Raw genomic sequence first — 15,687 nt, forward strand, 5'->3', positions numbered from 1 at the left:
AATTTGGATGGCTTGCAGAGATCTCGCAAATTCACCGCAAGAAACTTGCGCCACCTGTACTAGAATCGACGCCATGACACGACGACTTGCCGAGGTGGCAAAGAAGGTCGGGGTGAGTGAGGCCACCGTCAGCCGCGTGCTGAACGGGAAGCCTGGCGTCTCCGACGGAACCCGGGCAGCGGTCCTCACCGCTCTTGACGTGCTCGGTTACGAACGGCCCACCCAGCTCCGGGGGGAACGCGCCCGGCTGGTCGGCATGGTCATGCCCGAGCTGCAAAATCCGATCTTCCCGGCTTTCGCCGAGGTGGTCGGCGGCGCGCTGGCGCAGCAGGGCTTCACCCCGGTGCTGTGCACCCAGACCGCGGGCGGCGTCTCCGAGGCCGACTACGTGGAACTGCTGCTCCAGCAGCATGTCTCCGGCGTGGTCTTCTTCGGCGGGCTCTACGCCCAGGCCGAGTCACCGCACGACCACTACGCGCGGCTGGCCGAGCGCAATCTGCCCACCGTGCTGATGAACGCGGCCATCGACCATCTCGACTTCCCGCGCGTCAGTTGTGACGACGCGGTCGCGGTCGAGCAGGCGATGAACCACCTCATCTCGCTCGGCCATCAGCGGATAGCCCTCGTGCTCGGCCCGCCCGACCACGTACCGTCGCGCCGCAAGCTCGCCGCCGCCCGCCGGGTCGACCCGTCGGTGACCGTCGAGCATGCGCTGTTCACGTTGGAGGGCGGCCAGGCGGCGGCCAGCCGGCTGCTCGCGCGCGGCATCACGGCCTTCATCTGCGCGAGCGACCTGCTGGCGCTCGGCACCATAAGGGCGGCTCGCAGACGGCGGCTCTCGGTGCCGGAGGACGTGTCGGTAATCGGTTACGACGACTCCTCGCTGATGAACTGCACCGAGCCGCCGCTGACCACCGTCCGGCAGCCGATCGAGGCGATGGGCCGGGCGGCCGTGGACCTGCTGGCCGGAGAGATCAGCGGGGCGTCGGTCGACCACGACGAGCTGTTCTTCGAACCGGAACTGGTAGTACGCGGTTCCACCGGTCCCGCCCCGCACCCCTCCCGCCTCCCCCACCCGGAGGCCCGCGCCAACGTCTGACCCCGCACCACGAGTCACCCGCGAACCCGGACCTGAGCCAGGGCCCGAGCCGGAGCCAGAGCCGGGTCCGGGTTGACCAGGGCCCGAGCCAGGATCAGGGCCAGGACCTGGGCTGAGCCCGTCCCGGGCTCGGCCCGAGCTCAGCCATGCCACCGCGGCGCCGGGGCGGAGAGCCGTGCTCCCGCCCCGGCGCCGCCGTCCGCTCCCCCGGCGACCCGCCGGCCGCGGCCCCCTGGGGCCCGCCGGGCGACCCTCCCGGGCCCGTGGGCACCCCCTCCGGCCCGGCCCGCGCCGGGCCCGCGGAGGGGCCGTCACGGGCCGTCCGCGAGCACACGGCCGGTGACCCCGCTTCCACTTGCGAGCCGTCCGACGTCGTAACCAAGTCGTGTCTTTGCGAAATTCGCGCGACATCTTGCGGACATCTATCGGGTTAAGTACGTTGAGCCAACCCGAAACGGCGGCGTGCAACTGCGCCGAGCATCACGTGCACCATGTGCCGCGGGGGTCCCAGATCGCAGTCCAACGACGCGCAGTGGTTCAGGGGAAAGGGTTTTGAACATGAGCAGAATCGGCTACCGCAGACTGGTGGCGGTCGCGCTGGTCGCGGGCATCGGATTGTCCGCTGCCGCGTGTTCCAGCAGCGACGACAAGAAGGATGACCCGGGAACGAAGGCCAGCAGCAGCTCCAGCAGCGCCGGCACCCCCTTGGACCCGAAGACCAAGGTGTCGATCACGGTCGACTGTGAGCCGCCGACCACGAAGAAGGCCGAGCGCCAGCAGTGGATCGACGACGTCGCCGAGTTCAACAAGACGTACCCGAACGTCACGGTCAACAGCAAGGACGCGTTCCCTTGCGAGGACCCGGCCAAGTTCACCGCCCAGCTCCAGGGCGGTAGCCAGACCGACGCGTTCTACACGTACATGACCGACCTCCAGCAGGTGCTGGACGCCGGCCAGGCGGCCGACATCACGGAATACGTCAACGACAAGACGGTCCCGAACCTCAAGGACATCGACCCCGGTGTCCTCGACGTCCTCAAGGACGGCGGCAAGCTGTACGGTCTGCCCACCTCGAACTACCAGATGGGCCTGATCTACAACCGGAAGATCTTCAAGGACGCCGGTCTGGACCCGAACAACCCGCCCACCACGTGGGAAGGCGTCCGCGCCGCCTCCAAGCAGATCGAGGACAAGCTCGGCAGCAAGGGCATCCACGGCTTCATCGAGAACGCCGGCGGCAACCAGGGCGGCTGGCACTTCACGTCCGAGCTGTACGGCCTCGGCGGCACCATGGTGTCCGAGGACGGCAAGAAGGCGACGTTCAACGACGACAGCGCCAAGACCCTGCTGACCACGCTGCACGACATGCGCTGGACGGACAACAGCATGCCCGCCACCCCGGGCAAGGAGTGGGGCGACGTCCAGAAGGCGATGGGCACCGGCGTCGTCGGCATGTACGTCGGCGCTCCCGACGACATCCCGCTGGTCGTCCAGCAGTACAAGGCCAAGTTCGAGGACCTCGGCATGGCCCCGATCCCCGGCGGCAAGACCTCGCTGTTCGGCGGCGCCGACTACATGTTCAAGAAGTCGGCCTCCCCGGACCAGATCAAGGCCGGCATCGCCTGGATCAACTTCAAGTACCTGACCCTCGAGAAGGGCCAGTTCAACTACCCGCGGAACAAGACGGACGGCCTGCCCGTCGGTCTCCCGCAGCCCTTCTTCTTCACCGGCGCGTCGAAGGAGAAGGACAACTCCACCAAGGCCGCGAACGCGACCGTCCCGGTCGAGAACTTCAAGACGTACGTCGACGCCCAGGTGCCCGTGAAGCCCGAGCCGCCGAACGCCCAGAAGATCTACACCGTGCTCGACACGGTGATGTCCGGTGTTCTGACCAACAAGAACGCTGACATCTCCAAGCTGCTCTCCACTGCCGAGTCCCAGGTCAACAGCCTCCTGGCCGCCTCTCAGTAACGACAGCCCGCGGGGGCCGGTCCGGCGACCGGCCCCCGCTCAGCGGTACCGGCCCGACGCATCACTTCAGTCGAGGAGCACCCATGGCGGCGACAACCGTCCCCGAGAAATCGAGTAGGCGCCACGCCGGGCGTCCCGTTGGTCAGCCCGATGGAACGCAGCGCCGTTCCGGCCTGAGCCGTAAAGTCCGGCAGAACGTCCAGGCGTACGGCTTCCTGATCGGCGCGGTCCTCTGCTTCGGGTTCTTCTCGTGGTACCCGATGGTCCGCGAGTTCATCATGAGCTTCCAGAAGACCAAGCGCGGTGTCACCACCTGGGTGGGCTTCGACAATCTCAAGCAGGTCTACCACGACCCGTATTTCTGGACGGCCTGGCGCAACACCCTGCAATTCACGGTGTACGCGCTGGTGATCGGCTTCATCGTGCCGTTCTTCGTGGCGATCCTGCTCAATGAACTGCGGCACGCACAGGCGTACCTGCGCATTCTGGTGTACCTGCCGGTGATGCTTCCGCCGGTCGCCGGTGTGCTGCTGTTCAAGTACTTCTACAACCCGGAGTACGGGCTCTTCAACCACATTCTGAAGACCCTTCACCTGCCGACCTCCGCATGGCTGGACTCGTCGCACACGGCGATGATCTCGGTGGTGATCGCGGCCACCTGGATGAGCATGGGAAGCGCCACGCTGATCTATCTGGCCGCGCTCCAGAACATCCCCGGCGAGCTGTACGAGGCCGCCGACCTGGACGGAGCCGGGCTGTTCAGCAAGATCTGGCACGTCACGATCCCGCAGACCCGCATGGTGCTCTCACTCATGCTGCTGCTCCAGATCGTGGCGACCATGCAGGAGTTCACCAACGTCTATCTGCTGACCGGCGGCAACGGCCCGGAGAACTCCACCACGACGGTCGTGTACATGGTCTACCAGTACGCGTTCCGCTACAACAATTTCGGAAGCGCCGCGGCGCTGGGCCTTTTCCTGCTGCTGGTGCTGGCCGGATTCTCCGGTGTGTACGCGCGGCTGAGCCGGAACAGCGACTAGGACGGAAGACGGACATGGCAGCGTTCACCCAGCAAAACCGGACCCTGATCTCGTCGGCCGCTTTGAGCCGACCGCGGGCGAAATTCGTCTACTGGACCGTGCTGAGCCTGGTCATCCTGGTCTTCACCCTGGTGTTCCTCGGCCCGCTCTACTGGATGGTGACCGGCGGCTTCAAGTCGGCCCAGGAAGTCCTGGCGAATCCGCCGACGCTCTTCCCGAAACACCCGAAGGCGAGCAACTACTCGGACGCCTGGAGCGAGCTGAAGATCGCCCGGCTGCTCTTCAACACCTTCTATTACGCGTTCGGCGCGCTGCTGCTGCAACTCGTCTTCGACGTGGCGGCGGCGTACGCGATCTCCAAGCTCCGGCCGGTGCTCGGCAATCTGATCCTCGGCATGATGCTCGCCACGCTGATGATCCCGGCGGCGGTGCTGATCGTCCCGCAGTACATGACGGTCCTCGACCTGCCGCTGCTGCACGTGAACCTGATCGGCACCCCGTGGGCGATCTGGCTGCCCACGGTGGCCAACGGCTTCAACATCTTCTTGCTGAAGCGATTCTTCGACTCGATTCCCGAGGACCTGATGTCCGCGGCGAAGATCGACGGCGCCGGGCCGCTGCGCACGCTGTGGTCGATCGTGCTGCCGATGTCGCGTCCGATCCTCGGCGTCGTGTCGATCTTCGCGGTGGTCAACGTCTGGAAGGACTTCCTCTGGCCGATGCTGGTGGAGCCCGACCCGAAGAACCAGCCGATCAACATCGGCATCAACTCGCTCTCGCAGGGCGTACCGCAGAACGTGCTGATCGCCGCGCTGGCCATCTCCGCGGTGCCGACCCTGCTGATCTTCCTGCTCTTCCAGCGCAACATCATGTCCGGCCTGACCGCGGGCAGCCTCAAGGGCTGACGGGTCACCGGACCGCAAGCCTTCCGTAACGCACCCCCAAGCACTCCGCCGCCGGCCTCTATGCCCACATCCCCGCCTCCGGGGCCGGCGGCGGGGTCCCACCTGCCCGAAAGGACGTTGACGTGGCAGACACCCCTCAGCCCGAGGCCGACGAGAACTGGTGGCGCGGCGCGGTCATCTACCAGGTCTATCCGCGGAGCTTCGCCGACAGCAACGGCGACGGCACCGGAGACCTCGCCGGGGTGCGTTCCCGGCTGCCCTACCTGGCCGAGCTGGGCGTCAACGCCCTCTGGTTCAACCCCTGGTACCCGTCGCCGATGGCCGACGGCGGATACGACGTGGCCGACTACCGGGACATCGACCCGGTCTTCGGCACGCTCGCCGAGGCCGAGAAGCTGATCTCCGAGGGCCTGGCGCTGGGCATCAGGACGATCATCGACATCGTGCCGAACCACATATCGGCGGCCCACCCGTGGTTCCGCGAGGCGCTGGCGGCCGGTCCCGGATCGCCCGCGCGCGACCGCTTCTGGTTCCGCCCCGGCCGCGGTGACGACGGCGAGCTGCCGCCGAACAACTGGCCTTCGCAGTTCGGCGGCCCGGCCTGGACGAGGACGACCGACCCGGACGGCACGCCCGGCGACTGGTTCCTGAACCTCTTCGACTCCGAGCAGCCCGACCTCAACTGGAACCACCCGGACGTCCGGGCCGAGCACGAGGACATCCTGCGGTTCTGGTTCGACCGCGGCGCGGGCGGCGTACGGATCGACTCCGCCGCGATGGTCGCCAAGGACCCGGAGCTGCCCGACCTGAGCAGCGACCCGGCCGCCCCGCACCCGTACATCGACCGGGACGACCTGCACGAGATCTACCGCGGCTGGCGGCGGATCGCCGACGGATACGACAACACGCGGATCCTGGTCGGCGAGGTGTGGCTGCCGGACGCGGTGCGTTTCGCGCACTATCTGCGGCCGGACGAGATGCACACCGCGTTCAACTTCGACTTCCTCGCCTGCCCCTGGGCGCCGGAGCAGCTCCGCAAGTCCATCGAGACGACGCTGGCCGCGCACGAGCCGGTGGGCGCGCCCGCCACGTGGGTGCTGTGCAACCACGACGTGACGCGTACGGTCACCCGCTACGGGCGGGTCGACACCGGCTTCGACTTCGCGACCAAGGCGTTCGGCATCCCGACCGACCTGGAGCTGGGCACCCGCAGGGCGCGGGCCGCCGCGCTGCTGACCCTGGCGCTGCCCGGATCCGTCTACCTCTACCAGGGCGAGGAGCTGGGGCTGCCCGAGGTCGAGGACATTCCGGCGGCCAAGCTCCAGGACCCGATGTACCTGCGGTCCGGCGGCACCGACCCCGGCCGGGACGGCTGCCGTGTGCCGCTGCCCTGGTCCGGTGACTCCTCGCCGTTCGGCTTCAGCCCCGAGGGTTCGGCGGAGCCGTGGCTTCCGCAGCCGGCCGACTGGGCGGGGCGCACCGCCGAGATCCAGTCCGCCGACCCGGCGTCGATGCTCTCGCTGTACCGGGCGGCGCTGCGGATTCGCAGCGCCGAGGCCGGTCTGGGCGACGGTCCCATGCACTGGCTCGACTCCGACCCGGGCGTCCTCGCCTTCAGCCGCACCGACGCGTTCGTCTGCGTCGTCAACCTGGCCGACACTCCCGCGGAGCTGCCCGCGCACAGTGAGCTCCTGCTCACCAGCGGACCTCTCCTCGACGGCCGTATCCCCGCCGACACCGCCGTCTGGCTGCGCCGCTGAAACGATTTTCTCGCGAGGGACGGTAAGCCGATCTTCTCCGGGGCGCGGCCCCGGCCGGTTCCCTGACCGGGGCGGTACGCCGAATTTTTGAGGGGCGCGGGGGAACCGCGCGGCCAGCCACCAACGGGCCGGTGGCCCGGAGACAACCGATCCGCCCCGCGGGGGCCGGTGGTGACCTGCGGGAGCACGGTGGCTGAGCGCGCGGTTCCCCGCGCCCCTTGTGGCCTGCCCTGCACCGCGAGGTGGCCGGGCGGTGCCGCGCGGTTCCCCGCGCCCCTTGGGGTCTGCCCTGCACCGCGAGGTGGCCGGGCGGTGGCCGCGCGGTTCCCGCGCCCCTTCGGGGCCGACCCCCTGGGCACGGGCACCCCGGGCGACATCTCGTCGCATTGACGATTAAGATGAGGCCATGCCTCAACTACGCCTCGCCCTGAATCAGATCGACTCCCGCGTCGGCGACATCGCCGGGAACACCGAGACCGTCGTGCGCTGGGCCCATCACGCGTCCGCGCGCGGAGCGCACCTGGCGGCGTTTCCCGAGATGATGCTCACCGGGTACCCGGTGGAGGATCTGGCGCTGCGCGCCTCGTTCGTGGACGCGAGCCGCGCGGCCCTGGTGGCGCTGGCGAAGCGGCTGGCGGACGAGGGCCTGGGCGAGCTGCCGGTGGTCGTGGGGTATCTGGGCCGCAGCGAGAACGCGCGGCCGAGGTTCGGGCAGCCCGCGGGGGCGCCGCAGAACTGCGCGGCGGTGCTGCACGGCGGGGAGGTGGCGCTGCGCTTCGCCAAGCACCACCTGCCCAACTACGGGGTCTTCGACGAATTCCGGTACTTCGTGCCGGGCGACACCATGCCGGTGATCCGGGTGCGGGGCGTGGACGTGGCGCTGGCGATCTGCGAGGACCTGTGGCAGGACGGCGGCCGGGTCCCGGCGGCCCGCGCGGCCGGCGCCGGTCTGCTGCTGTCGGTCAACGCGTCGCCGTACGAGCGGGACAAGGACGACACGCGTCTGGACCTGGTGCGCAGGCGCGCGCGGGAGGCGGGCTGCACGCTGGCGTATCTGGCGATGGTCGGCGGCCAGGACGAGCTGGTCTTCGACGGTGACACGATCGTCGTCGGCGAGGACGGCGAGGTGATTGCGCGGGCCCCGCAGTTCGCCGAGGAGTGCGTGCTGCTCGACCTCGACCTGCCCGCCGCGCCCGGGCGGGCGCCGTCGGGGCGGGTGGCCGACGGCCTGGAGATCCGCCATGTGACGCTCTCCGAGGCGCCGGTCGAGCCGTATCCGGCGGAGTTCACCGGCGGCGAGGCCGAGCGGCTGACCGACGACGCCGAGATCTACGGCGCGCTGGTCACCGGCCTGCGCGCGTACGTCGAGAAGAACGGCTTCCGCTCGGTGCTGATCGGTCTGTCCGGCGGCATCGACTCGGCCCTGGTGGCCGCCATCGCGGTCGACGCGATCGGCGCGGCCAACGTGTACGGCGTGTCGATGCCGTCGGCGTACTCCTCGGACCACTCCAAGGGCGACGCGGCGGAGCTGGCCCGCAGGACCGGCCTCAATCTCCGTACGGTGTCGATCGCCCCGATGTTCGACGCCTACATGGCGTCGCTGTCGCTGACCGGCCTCGCCGAGGAGAACCTCCAGTCGCGGCTGCGCGGCGTCACGCTGATGGGGATCTCCAACCAGGAGGGCCAGATCGTGCTCGCGCCGGGCAACAAGAGCGAGCTGGCGGTGGGGTACTCGACGCTGTACGGCGACTCGGTCGGCGCGTACGGCCCGATCAAGGACGTCTACAAGACGACCGTCTTCCGGCTGGCGCGCTGGCGCAACGCCGACGCCGAGGCGCGCGGCGAGACCCCGCCGATCCCGGAGAACTCGATCGCGAAGCCGCCGAGCGCGGAGCTGCGCCCCGGCCAGGTCGACACCGACTCGCTGCCGGACTACGACGTCCTCGACCGGGTCCTGGAGATGTACGTCGACCGGGACCAGGGCCGCGAGGCGATCATCGCGGCGGGCTTCGACGCCGAGTTGGTGACGCGTATCCTCAAGCTGACCGACACCGCCGAGTACAAGCGGCGGCAGTACCCGCCGGGCACGAAGATCTCCGCGAAGGGCTTCGGCAAGGACCGCAGGCTGCCGATCACCAACCGCTGGCGCGAGGGCGAGCAGAGCTGACCAACACCGCCCGGTGACCGCCGCGTTCGGCGCGCCGGAGCCGCGGGCGGCCGGATCACGCGCAGGATCGTCCTGACGGAGCCGAGCCGCGCCCCAGCGCCCGGCGCACCGGGAAGGGGACGCGGAAGTGGACGACGAACGCGAGCACCCGGCCGCGAAGGGCCCGGCGCCCCAGCCGGGCGCCCAGGGCCCGCCGCCCGGCCCGTACGCCCGTCCCGCGGACGACGGCGCGCCGCCCGGTCCGGCCCGGCGGCGCGTGCTCCACGCGGCCGTCGCCGGGGTGGTCGGCGCGGCGGCGGCCGGGTGCGACAGCGGCTCCGCCGCGGTGCGCCGCACCCCCACCAGCGGCCCCACCCCCGTCCGGCGGGCGGGCACCGACGACTGGCGGATCCGCTCGCTGGGACCGCCGGACGCGATCGAGGGGTACGCCGACAGGGTCAGCGTCCGGCCCGGTGAGCGCGTGGGGCTGTACGTGTCGACGACCGCGCCCGGCTTCCGCGTCGCCGCCTACCGGGTCGGCTGGTACGGCGGGTCGCAGGCCACACGGGTGTGGACGTCGCCGCGGACGGCGGGGCACCGGCAGCCGGGGCCCAGGACGTCCGGGTCCACCAGGACCGTGACGGCGGGCTGGGAGCGCGGCCTCGACGTCCCCACCGACGGCTGGCCCGAGGGCGCCTACCTGCTGCTGCTCACCTCCGACGACGGCCATCAGCGGTACGTCCCGCTCGTGGTCCGCTCGGCCGCGGCCACCGGCCGGACCCTGATCATGCACGCGCCCGCGACCTGGCAGGCGTACAACGACTGGGGCGGCTACAGCCTCTACAACGGCCGGGACGGCGGCTACGGAGACCGGTCGCTGGCCGTGTCGTTCGACCGGCCGTACGCGAAGAACGGCGCCGAGAAGTTCCTGGTGTACGAGCGCGCCCTGGTGGTCCTCGCCGAGCGGCTCGGGCTGCCGCTGGCGTACACGACGGGGATCGACGTCCACCGCGACCCCGGCGTGCTGCGCGGCGCGACCACGGCCGTGGCGCTCGGCCACGACGAGTACTGGACGCCGGAGCAGCGCGCGCACGTCACGGCGGCGCGGGACGCGGGCACCAATCTGGTCTTCCTCGGCGCGAACACCTGCTTCCGGCGGATCCGCCTCGAAGCCGTCCGGGGCGGCGAACCGCGCACCGTGGTCTGCTACAAGACCGACTATCAGAGCGACCCCGGCCTCGCGCGCGACCCGGCGAAGCCGACCAACGACTTCCGCGCCCGGCCCGCCCCCGACCCCGAGTCCTCGCTGACCGGCGTCATCTACGAGGGGTATCCGACCGACGCCCCGTACGTGGTGGAGAGCGCCGACCACTGGCTCTTCGCGGGCACCGGCGCCGCGCGGGGCGACCGCTTCGCGCACCTGGTCGGCGTCGAGTACGACCGGGTGGACCCCGGCTACCCGACTCCGGCGCCGATCGAGGTCGTCGCCCACTCGCCGCTGGTGTGCGACGGCCGCGCCAGCCACTCGGACTCGGCGTATTACACGGTGCCCGGCGGCGCGGGCGTCTTCGCCACCGGGACGATGCGCTGGGTCGAGGGGCTGATGGCGGGCACCGGTCTGATGGGCCGCGACCACGGCATGGACGAGCGCACCCGGACGTTCGTCACCAAGGTCACGGAGAATCTGCTGACCGGCTTCGCCGCGGGGCGGGCCGCCGCTTCCCGGCCCGCCCCGCGGGCGAACGTGAGCCGGCTGTACGGGACCTGAGGCGGGCTCCGCGGGAGCGCGCCGCGCGGGCCGGGGGCGGGGACTCGGTACGCAGCGCCGTGGTCACCACGCGGCCCGCGACGGCGAGGAAGGCGAGCCCGGCCAGCGGGTAGCAGGCCGCGAGGAGCATCTGGGCGGGGTTCTCGCGCAGTTCGGGGCGTCCCCGGCCGTGCGGGAGGGCCCAGAGCGCGTACGAGCAGAACACCAGGACGGCCGCCGCCGCGCCCCAGACCCACCGCCGGTCGTGGCGGCGTACCCCCTCGGCGACGAGCAGCACGGCCATGGGCACCGCCCAGACCCAGTGGTGGGTCCACGACACCGGGCTGACCAGGAGAGCCGTCACACCGCAGGAGACCGCGGCCCAGGCGGCGGCGAACGGCAGCCGGTCCCCGGCCGTGAGCGCGCCCACCGCGACGGCCAGTCCCGCGAGGGCGACGGCGAGCGCGACGCAGAGCCAGAGCGTGCCGGGGTCGCCGCTGTGCGTCAGCCGGGCCAGGACGCCGCGCAGCGACTGGTTGGCGACCTCTTCGGCGTAACCGGCGCGGTCGGGCGAGAAGACGTCCTGGGTCCAGTAGCGGACCGAGTCGTGCGGGAGGGCCAGCGCGGCGACTCCGACGGTGGCCGCGAAGGTCCCGGCCGCGACCGACGCGCGGCGCAGATACGGGGTGCCGCGCCCGCGGGTGGTGAAGGCGGCCAGGGCGAGCAGCGCGACGAACAGCACCGGGGTGAGCTTGATGCCCGCGGCGATGCCGATGCCGACCCCCGCCCACCTGCGGTCGGCCCGGCAGGTGAGGTCGGCCAGCACCAGCACGGCGAGCAGCAGATTGACCTGCCCGTAGCGCAGGGTCGCCCAGACCGGCTCGCACCACACCACCAGCGCGGTCAGGAGCAGCGCGGACGCCACGGTCGGCCGCCGGTCGACCAGCCGCAGCGACAGGGCGGCGAAGGCCACCGCGAGGAGCAGATTCGCCACGGTCGCGGCGGTGCGCATGGCGCCCACGTCCAGCCAGGTCAGCGGGACGAACAGCAGTCCCGCGAACGGCGGATACGTCATCGGCAGTCCGTCGGCGCGCAGCGAGTACAGGTCGCCGCCGGTGCGTACCGTCCAGCCCGCCGCCCGGTAGACCATCACGTCGATCATCGAGACCCGCACCAGGCGCTGCACCAGCCACACGCCCGCGACGGACAGCAGGCACCACCCGGCGGCGACGGCGGCCCGGGCGGGGGAAAGCCACTCACGCCACCCGCGTCTGCGCGCGGCGGCGGACATCGGTTCTTGCATGGCGACACCCTCACGGCAGCGGACCGGGCGCCGGCGACGAGCACCTGCGGGTCACGCTCGCGCAACCGCCGCCGGGCCGCCACCTCGGTGCGCCATCCGGCGGAGCGCGCCGAGCCGCGGGAAAGCCGTGTGCGGAGGGGTTACGGCACCTGGAGGCGGGCGGCGACCGGGAGGTGGTCGCTGCCGGTCTTCGGCAGGGTCCAGGACGCCTTGGGCTCGATGCCCTTGACCATGATCTGGTCGATCCTGGCCATCGGGAAGGACGCGGGCCAGCTGAAGCCGAAGCCGTTGCCCGCCGCGCCCTGCGTGGAGCGCATCTGCGAGGTGACCGAGGCCAGCGCCCGGTCGTTCATGGTGCCGTTGAGGTCGCCGAGCAGCACCACGCTGTGCAGGTTCTCGTCCGCGATGGCCCGGCCGAGAGCGTCGGCCGCGTTGTCGCGCTGTCCCGCGGTGAATCCGGCGTTGAACTTCACCCGCACGGACGGCAGATGCGCCACGTACACCGCGACCTGGCCGTCCGGGGTCTTCACCGCGGCCCGCATGGCGCGGGTCCACCCCATCTTGATGTCCACCGTGCGCACCCCGGACAGCGGGTACTTGCTCCACAGTCCGACCGTGCCCTGCACCGAGTGGTACGGGTAGGCGGCGGCGAGGTCGCGGGTGTAGCGGGGCGCCTGGCTCTCGGCCAGTTCCTCCAGGGCGACGATGTCGGCGCCGGCCGCGATGACGTCCTTGGCGGTGCCGTCGGGGTCCGGGTTCTCGGCGTTCACATTGTGGGTGAGCACCGTCAGATCGCCGCCGGAGGACGTCTTGTCGGTGACCAGGCCGCCGAAGAGGTTGAGCCAGATCACCGACGGCAGCAGCAGGGCGATCAGCGCGGTCGTGGAGCGCCGCAGCACGGCGGCCACCAGCAGCAGCGGCACGGCCAGGCCGATCCAGGGCAGGAAGGTCTCCAGCAGACTGCCGAGGTTGCCGATCCGGTTGGGCAGGTCGGCGTGCACGAGCAGCAGGACGGCCACGAGGACGGCGACGACGGCGAGAATGACGCCGCGCCGCCACATGCCGTCGGGCTGCCACCAGTGACGGAACCGGGCGCGGGCTCCGGAGGCGTTCCTGGGCGGCATGGCGCTGCCGTCCGTGGTCGCGTCCGTGCCGCTCTGCGCCTGGGTCATGAGGGTCCTCACTGCCTTGCCGGGTGCTCTGCCGACCTTAGGGGATCGTTATGAGAACCGACGGACAGCGGGGTGCGGCGGGTTCCTTCACCCACCGCATCGGCCCCACCTGTGACACGACGGGGACACGGAGGACATATGTGGGGGGCGCGGTGGAGATCCCCCGCGCCCCCGTGTACTCCCGTACGCCCCGCCGCTGGTCAGCCGCGTGGGCGCATCCCGTCGAGCAGCAGATCGACCAGCCGTTCGGTGAGGTCGGGCGACAGTTCGGCGTCCGGCCGGAGCGTGGAGCGCGCCAGCATCGGTCCGGTCACGAAGTCGACCAGCAGCTCGACGTCCCTGCCCAGTTCCGGCCGGATGTCGCCGTCGGCCATGCCGCGCCGCAGCAGTTGGGCCAGCGCCTCACGGCGGGTGGCGATGACCGTGTCGTGGTAGCAGCGCCACAGATCGGGGCTGCTCTGCGCCTCGGTCAGCATCGTCCGCATCAGCGCGGACTCCCGCTTGGCCACACCGCGCCGCCGTATCGACTCGACCGCGACGATCAGATCGTCACGGAAGGACGTGCCGGGCAGTTCGGGCAGCGGGTGGGAGTCGACCGTGGCGAGCACGTCGATCAGCAGCGCCTCCTTGCCCGGCCAGCGGCGGTAGACCGTGGCCTTGCCGACCCCGGCCTCCCGCGCGATGCCCTCCATGGACAGCTCGGACAGCGAGGTGCCCTCGGCGATCAGCCGCAGCACGGTCTCGATGACCGCGCCGTCGACGGCCGCGGAGCGCGGGCGACCGCGCCGCGCGGCCGACGTACTGGGAGGGTCGATCACTGCTCGGCACCCACCTTCTCCGGCTCCGCCGCGGCGTCGGGCGCCTGTCCGACCCGCTCCTTGGCGGGCAGGAAGACCAGGGTGACGACGGCGCCGACCAGGGCGACGGCGGCCGAGCACGCGGCGGTGATGTGCATGGCGTGGATGAAGGCGTCGTTCGCGGGCTGGATCAGCGACTGGCCCTTGGGGCCGAGCTTCTCCGCGATCCCGATGGTGGCCTGGATGGACTCCCCCGCCGAGTGCCGCGCGCCGGCGGGCAGGACGTCGAGGTGGTCGTCGATGCCGTTGCGGTAGACGGTGGACAGCACCGAGCCGAGGACCGCGACGCCGATCGCGCCGCCGACCTGCCGGAAGGTGTTGTTGACCGCGGACCCGGAGCCCGCCTTCTCGCGCGGCAGCGACGACATGATCATGACGGTGGCGGGCGGCATGACGTGCGCCATCGCCGTACCCATCAGGAAGAACAGCACTTCCAGCACCCAGATCGGCGTGGACTGGCCGAGCAGCAGGAAGCCGAGGAAGGAGATCGCGGTGAGGGTCAGGCCCGCGGTGCACACCGCGCGCGCCCCGAAGCGGTCGACCACCAGCCGGGCGCGCGGCGCGAAGACCATCTGCGCGGCGGCCAGCGGGAGCAGCAGCAGACCGGTCTTGAGCGGGCTGTAGCCGCGCACGGTCTGGGTGTAGAAGACGATGAAGAAGGTGACGCCCATCAGGGCGAAGAAGACCAGGCCGATGGCCGCGACGGAGGCGGAGAAGCGGCGGTCCTTGAAGTAGGTGACGTCGAAGGCCGGGTGGTCGCTGCGCTTCTCGAACAGCACGAAGGCGCCGAGGACGACGAGGCCGCCGACGATCGTGGCCCACACCTCGGGCTTGGTGAAGTCGCCGAACTGGCCGCCCTTGATGATGCCGTAGATCAGCAGGACCAGGCCGACGATGGAGAGCACCACACCGACCGGGTCGAGGCGGCCGGGGCGCGGGTCGCGCGAGTCGGGCACCAGGATGAACATGGCGATGAGCGCGGCGATCACGATCGGCACGTTGATCAGGAAGACCGAGCCCCACCAGAAGTGTTCGAGCAGCGCGCCGCCGGTGATCGGGCCGATGGCGATGGCGAGGCCGACCACGCCGGTCCAGATGCCGATCGCCTTGGGCTGCTCCTTGCGCTCGAAGACGTTCATGATGATCGCCAGGGTGGCGGGCATGATGAAGGCGCCGCCGAGGCCCATCACCGCGCGGTAGCCGATCAGTTCGCCCGCGGAGCCGGAGAACGCGGACAGCGCGGAGCCGGCGCCGAACACGACCATGCCGAAGAGCAGGACCTTCTTGCGGCCGAGGCGGTCGCCGAGCAGGCCGGCGGTGAACAGCAGGCCCGCGAAGACCAGGGTGTAGGAGTTGATCGCCCATTCGAGCTGGCTCTGCGAGGCGCCGAGGCCGGTGGGTGAGGGCTGGGCGATGGTCTTCATCGCCACGTTGAGGATCGAGTTGTCCAGCACCACCACGAGGAGGCTGAACAGCAGCACGGTGAGAATCGCCCAGCGGCGGCGGTGGATCGCCTCCGGCACGTGGGACGGCGGGGCGGTTATCGAGTTGTCGGCCATGGGGGTCAGCCTAAGGTCTTATTCGATACGATCCCGTCTCGTATCGTAAAGGGGCGGCAAAAACGTGCCCCCTCTTTCCGGACCGGGCGAGCCGTGCCAGCATGGAAGGGATCCGGGGACGCCGTCAG

At 70.7% G+C, this 15,687-nt stretch carries 11 protein-coding genes; 7 read left to right on the forward strand and 4 right to left on the reverse strand.

Features of this window, described 5'->3' with window-relative positions:
* The first annotated feature begins 73 nt into the window (after window positions 1-73).
* The 7 genes from ACIO6U_RS02010 (at window position 74) to ACIO6U_RS02040 (ending at window position 10,689) form a co-directional block, all read left to right on the forward strand.
* Window positions 74-1,099, forward strand: coding sequence for a LacI family DNA-binding transcriptional regulator (locus ACIO6U_RS02010; protein WP_188279764.1), 1,026 nt, complete (start codon window positions 74-76; stop codon window positions 1,097-1,099).
* 558 nt (window positions 1,100-1,657) lie between these two features.
* Entirely contained in the window at window positions 1,658-3,070 is a 1,413-nt protein-coding gene (locus ACIO6U_RS02015; protein ID WP_355334468.1) for an extracellular solute-binding protein, read from the forward strand.
* A gap of 83 nt (window positions 3,071-3,153) precedes the next feature.
* Window positions 3,154-4,110, forward strand: a complete 957-nt coding sequence (locus ACIO6U_RS02020; RefSeq protein ID WP_355334470.1) for a sugar ABC transporter permease — start codon at window positions 3,154-3,156, stop codon at window positions 4,108-4,110.
* A gap of 14 nt (window positions 4,111-4,124) precedes the next feature.
* A complete protein-coding gene (locus ACIO6U_RS02025; protein ID WP_355334473.1) occupies window positions 4,125-5,015 on the forward strand; it encodes a carbohydrate ABC transporter permease in 891 nt (296 codons plus the stop codon).
* 122 nt (window positions 5,016-5,137) lie between these two features.
* Window positions 5,138-6,775 carry an alpha-amylase family glycosyl hydrolase gene (locus ACIO6U_RS02030; RefSeq protein ID WP_355334474.1) on the forward strand — a complete coding sequence of 546 codons (1,638 nt, stop codon included), beginning with the start codon at window positions 5,138-5,140 and terminating at the stop codon, window positions 6,773-6,775.
* Window positions 6,776-7,181: 406 nt separating this feature from the next.
* Window positions 7,182-8,942 (forward strand): NAD+ synthase, encoded by a 1,761-nt coding sequence (locus ACIO6U_RS02035; RefSeq protein ID WP_391043735.1) that lies wholly within the window; start codon window positions 7,182-7,184, stop codon window positions 8,940-8,942.
* A gap of 127 nt (window positions 8,943-9,069) precedes the next feature.
* Window positions 9,070-10,689 (forward strand): N,N-dimethylformamidase beta subunit family domain-containing protein, encoded by a 1,620-nt coding sequence (locus ACIO6U_RS02040; RefSeq protein ID WP_401714858.1) that lies wholly within the window; start codon window positions 9,070-9,072, stop codon window positions 10,687-10,689.
* Here the strand turns inward: ACIO6U_RS02040 and ACIO6U_RS02045 are convergent.
* The 4 genes from ACIO6U_RS02045 to ACIO6U_RS02060 all read right to left on the reverse strand — a co-directional run bounded on the left by ACIO6U_RS02045 (window position 10,595) and on the right by ACIO6U_RS02060 (window position 15,559).
* Window positions 10,595-11,971 carry a glycosyltransferase 87 family protein gene (locus ACIO6U_RS02045; RefSeq protein ID WP_355334480.1) on the reverse strand — a complete coding sequence of 459 codons (1,377 nt, stop codon included), beginning with the start codon at window positions 11,969-11,971 and terminating at the stop codon, window positions 10,595-10,597. The genes ACIO6U_RS02040 and ACIO6U_RS02045 overlap by 95 nt on opposite strands.
* 140 nt (window positions 11,972-12,111) lie before the next feature.
* Window positions 12,112-13,032: an endonuclease/exonuclease/phosphatase family protein gene (locus tag ACIO6U_RS02050; protein WP_401715819.1), complete on the reverse strand. Its 921-nt coding sequence runs from the start codon at window positions 13,030-13,032 to the stop codon at window positions 12,112-12,114.
* A gap of 311 nt (window positions 13,033-13,343) precedes the next feature.
* Window positions 13,344-13,961 carry a TetR/AcrR family transcriptional regulator gene (locus tag ACIO6U_RS02055; RefSeq protein ID WP_355334485.1) on the reverse strand — a complete coding sequence of 206 codons (618 nt, stop codon included), beginning with the start codon at window positions 13,959-13,961 and terminating at the stop codon, window positions 13,344-13,346.
* The gene (locus tag ACIO6U_RS02060) at window positions 13,958-15,559 is read right to left on the reverse strand and encodes a DHA2 family efflux MFS transporter permease subunit (protein ID WP_391043728.1); all 1,602 of its coding nucleotides are present in this window, start codon (window positions 15,557-15,559) and stop codon (window positions 13,958-13,960) included. Before ACIO6U_RS02060 ends, ACIO6U_RS02055 begins: the two co-directional genes overlap by 4 nt.
* Window positions 15,560-15,687: the final 128 nt, after the last annotated feature.

Source organism: Streptomyces sp. NPDC087422 (assembly GCF_044744145.1).
GTDB lineage: Bacteria > Actinomycetota > Actinomycetes > Streptomycetales > Streptomycetaceae > Actinacidiphila.

Excerpts from the sequence above, each read along its gene's own strand:
- ACIO6U_RS02020 (WP_355334470.1), top strand. The coding sequence starts at position 3,154 with ATGGCGGCGACAACCGTCCCCGAGAAATCGAGTAGGCGCCACGCCGGG.
- ACIO6U_RS02060 (WP_391043728.1), bottom strand. The coding sequence starts at position 15,559 with ATGGCCGACAACTCGATAACCGCCCCGCCGTCCCACGTGCCGGAGGCG.
- ACIO6U_RS02035 (WP_391043735.1), top strand. The coding sequence starts at position 7,182 with ATGCCTCAACTACGCCTCGCCCTGAATCAGATCGACTCCCGCGTCGGC.
- ACIO6U_RS02015 (WP_355334468.1), top strand. The coding sequence starts at position 1,658 with ATGAGCAGAATCGGCTACCGCAGACTGGTGGCGGTCGCGCTGGTCGCG.
- ACIO6U_RS02050 (WP_401715819.1), bottom strand. The coding sequence starts at position 13,032 with ATGTGGCGGCGCGGCGTCATTCTCGCCGTCGTCGCCGTCCTCGTGGCC.
- ACIO6U_RS02010 (WP_188279764.1), top strand. The coding sequence starts at position 74 with ATGACACGACGACTTGCCGAGGTGGCAAAGAAGGTCGGGGTGAGTGAG.
- ACIO6U_RS02025 (WP_355334473.1), top strand. The coding sequence starts at position 4,125 with ATGGCAGCGTTCACCCAGCAAAACCGGACCCTGATCTCGTCGGCCGCT.
- ACIO6U_RS02045 (WP_355334480.1), bottom strand. The coding sequence starts at position 11,971 with ATGCAAGAACCGATGTCCGCCGCCGCGCGCAGACGCGGGTGGCGTGAG.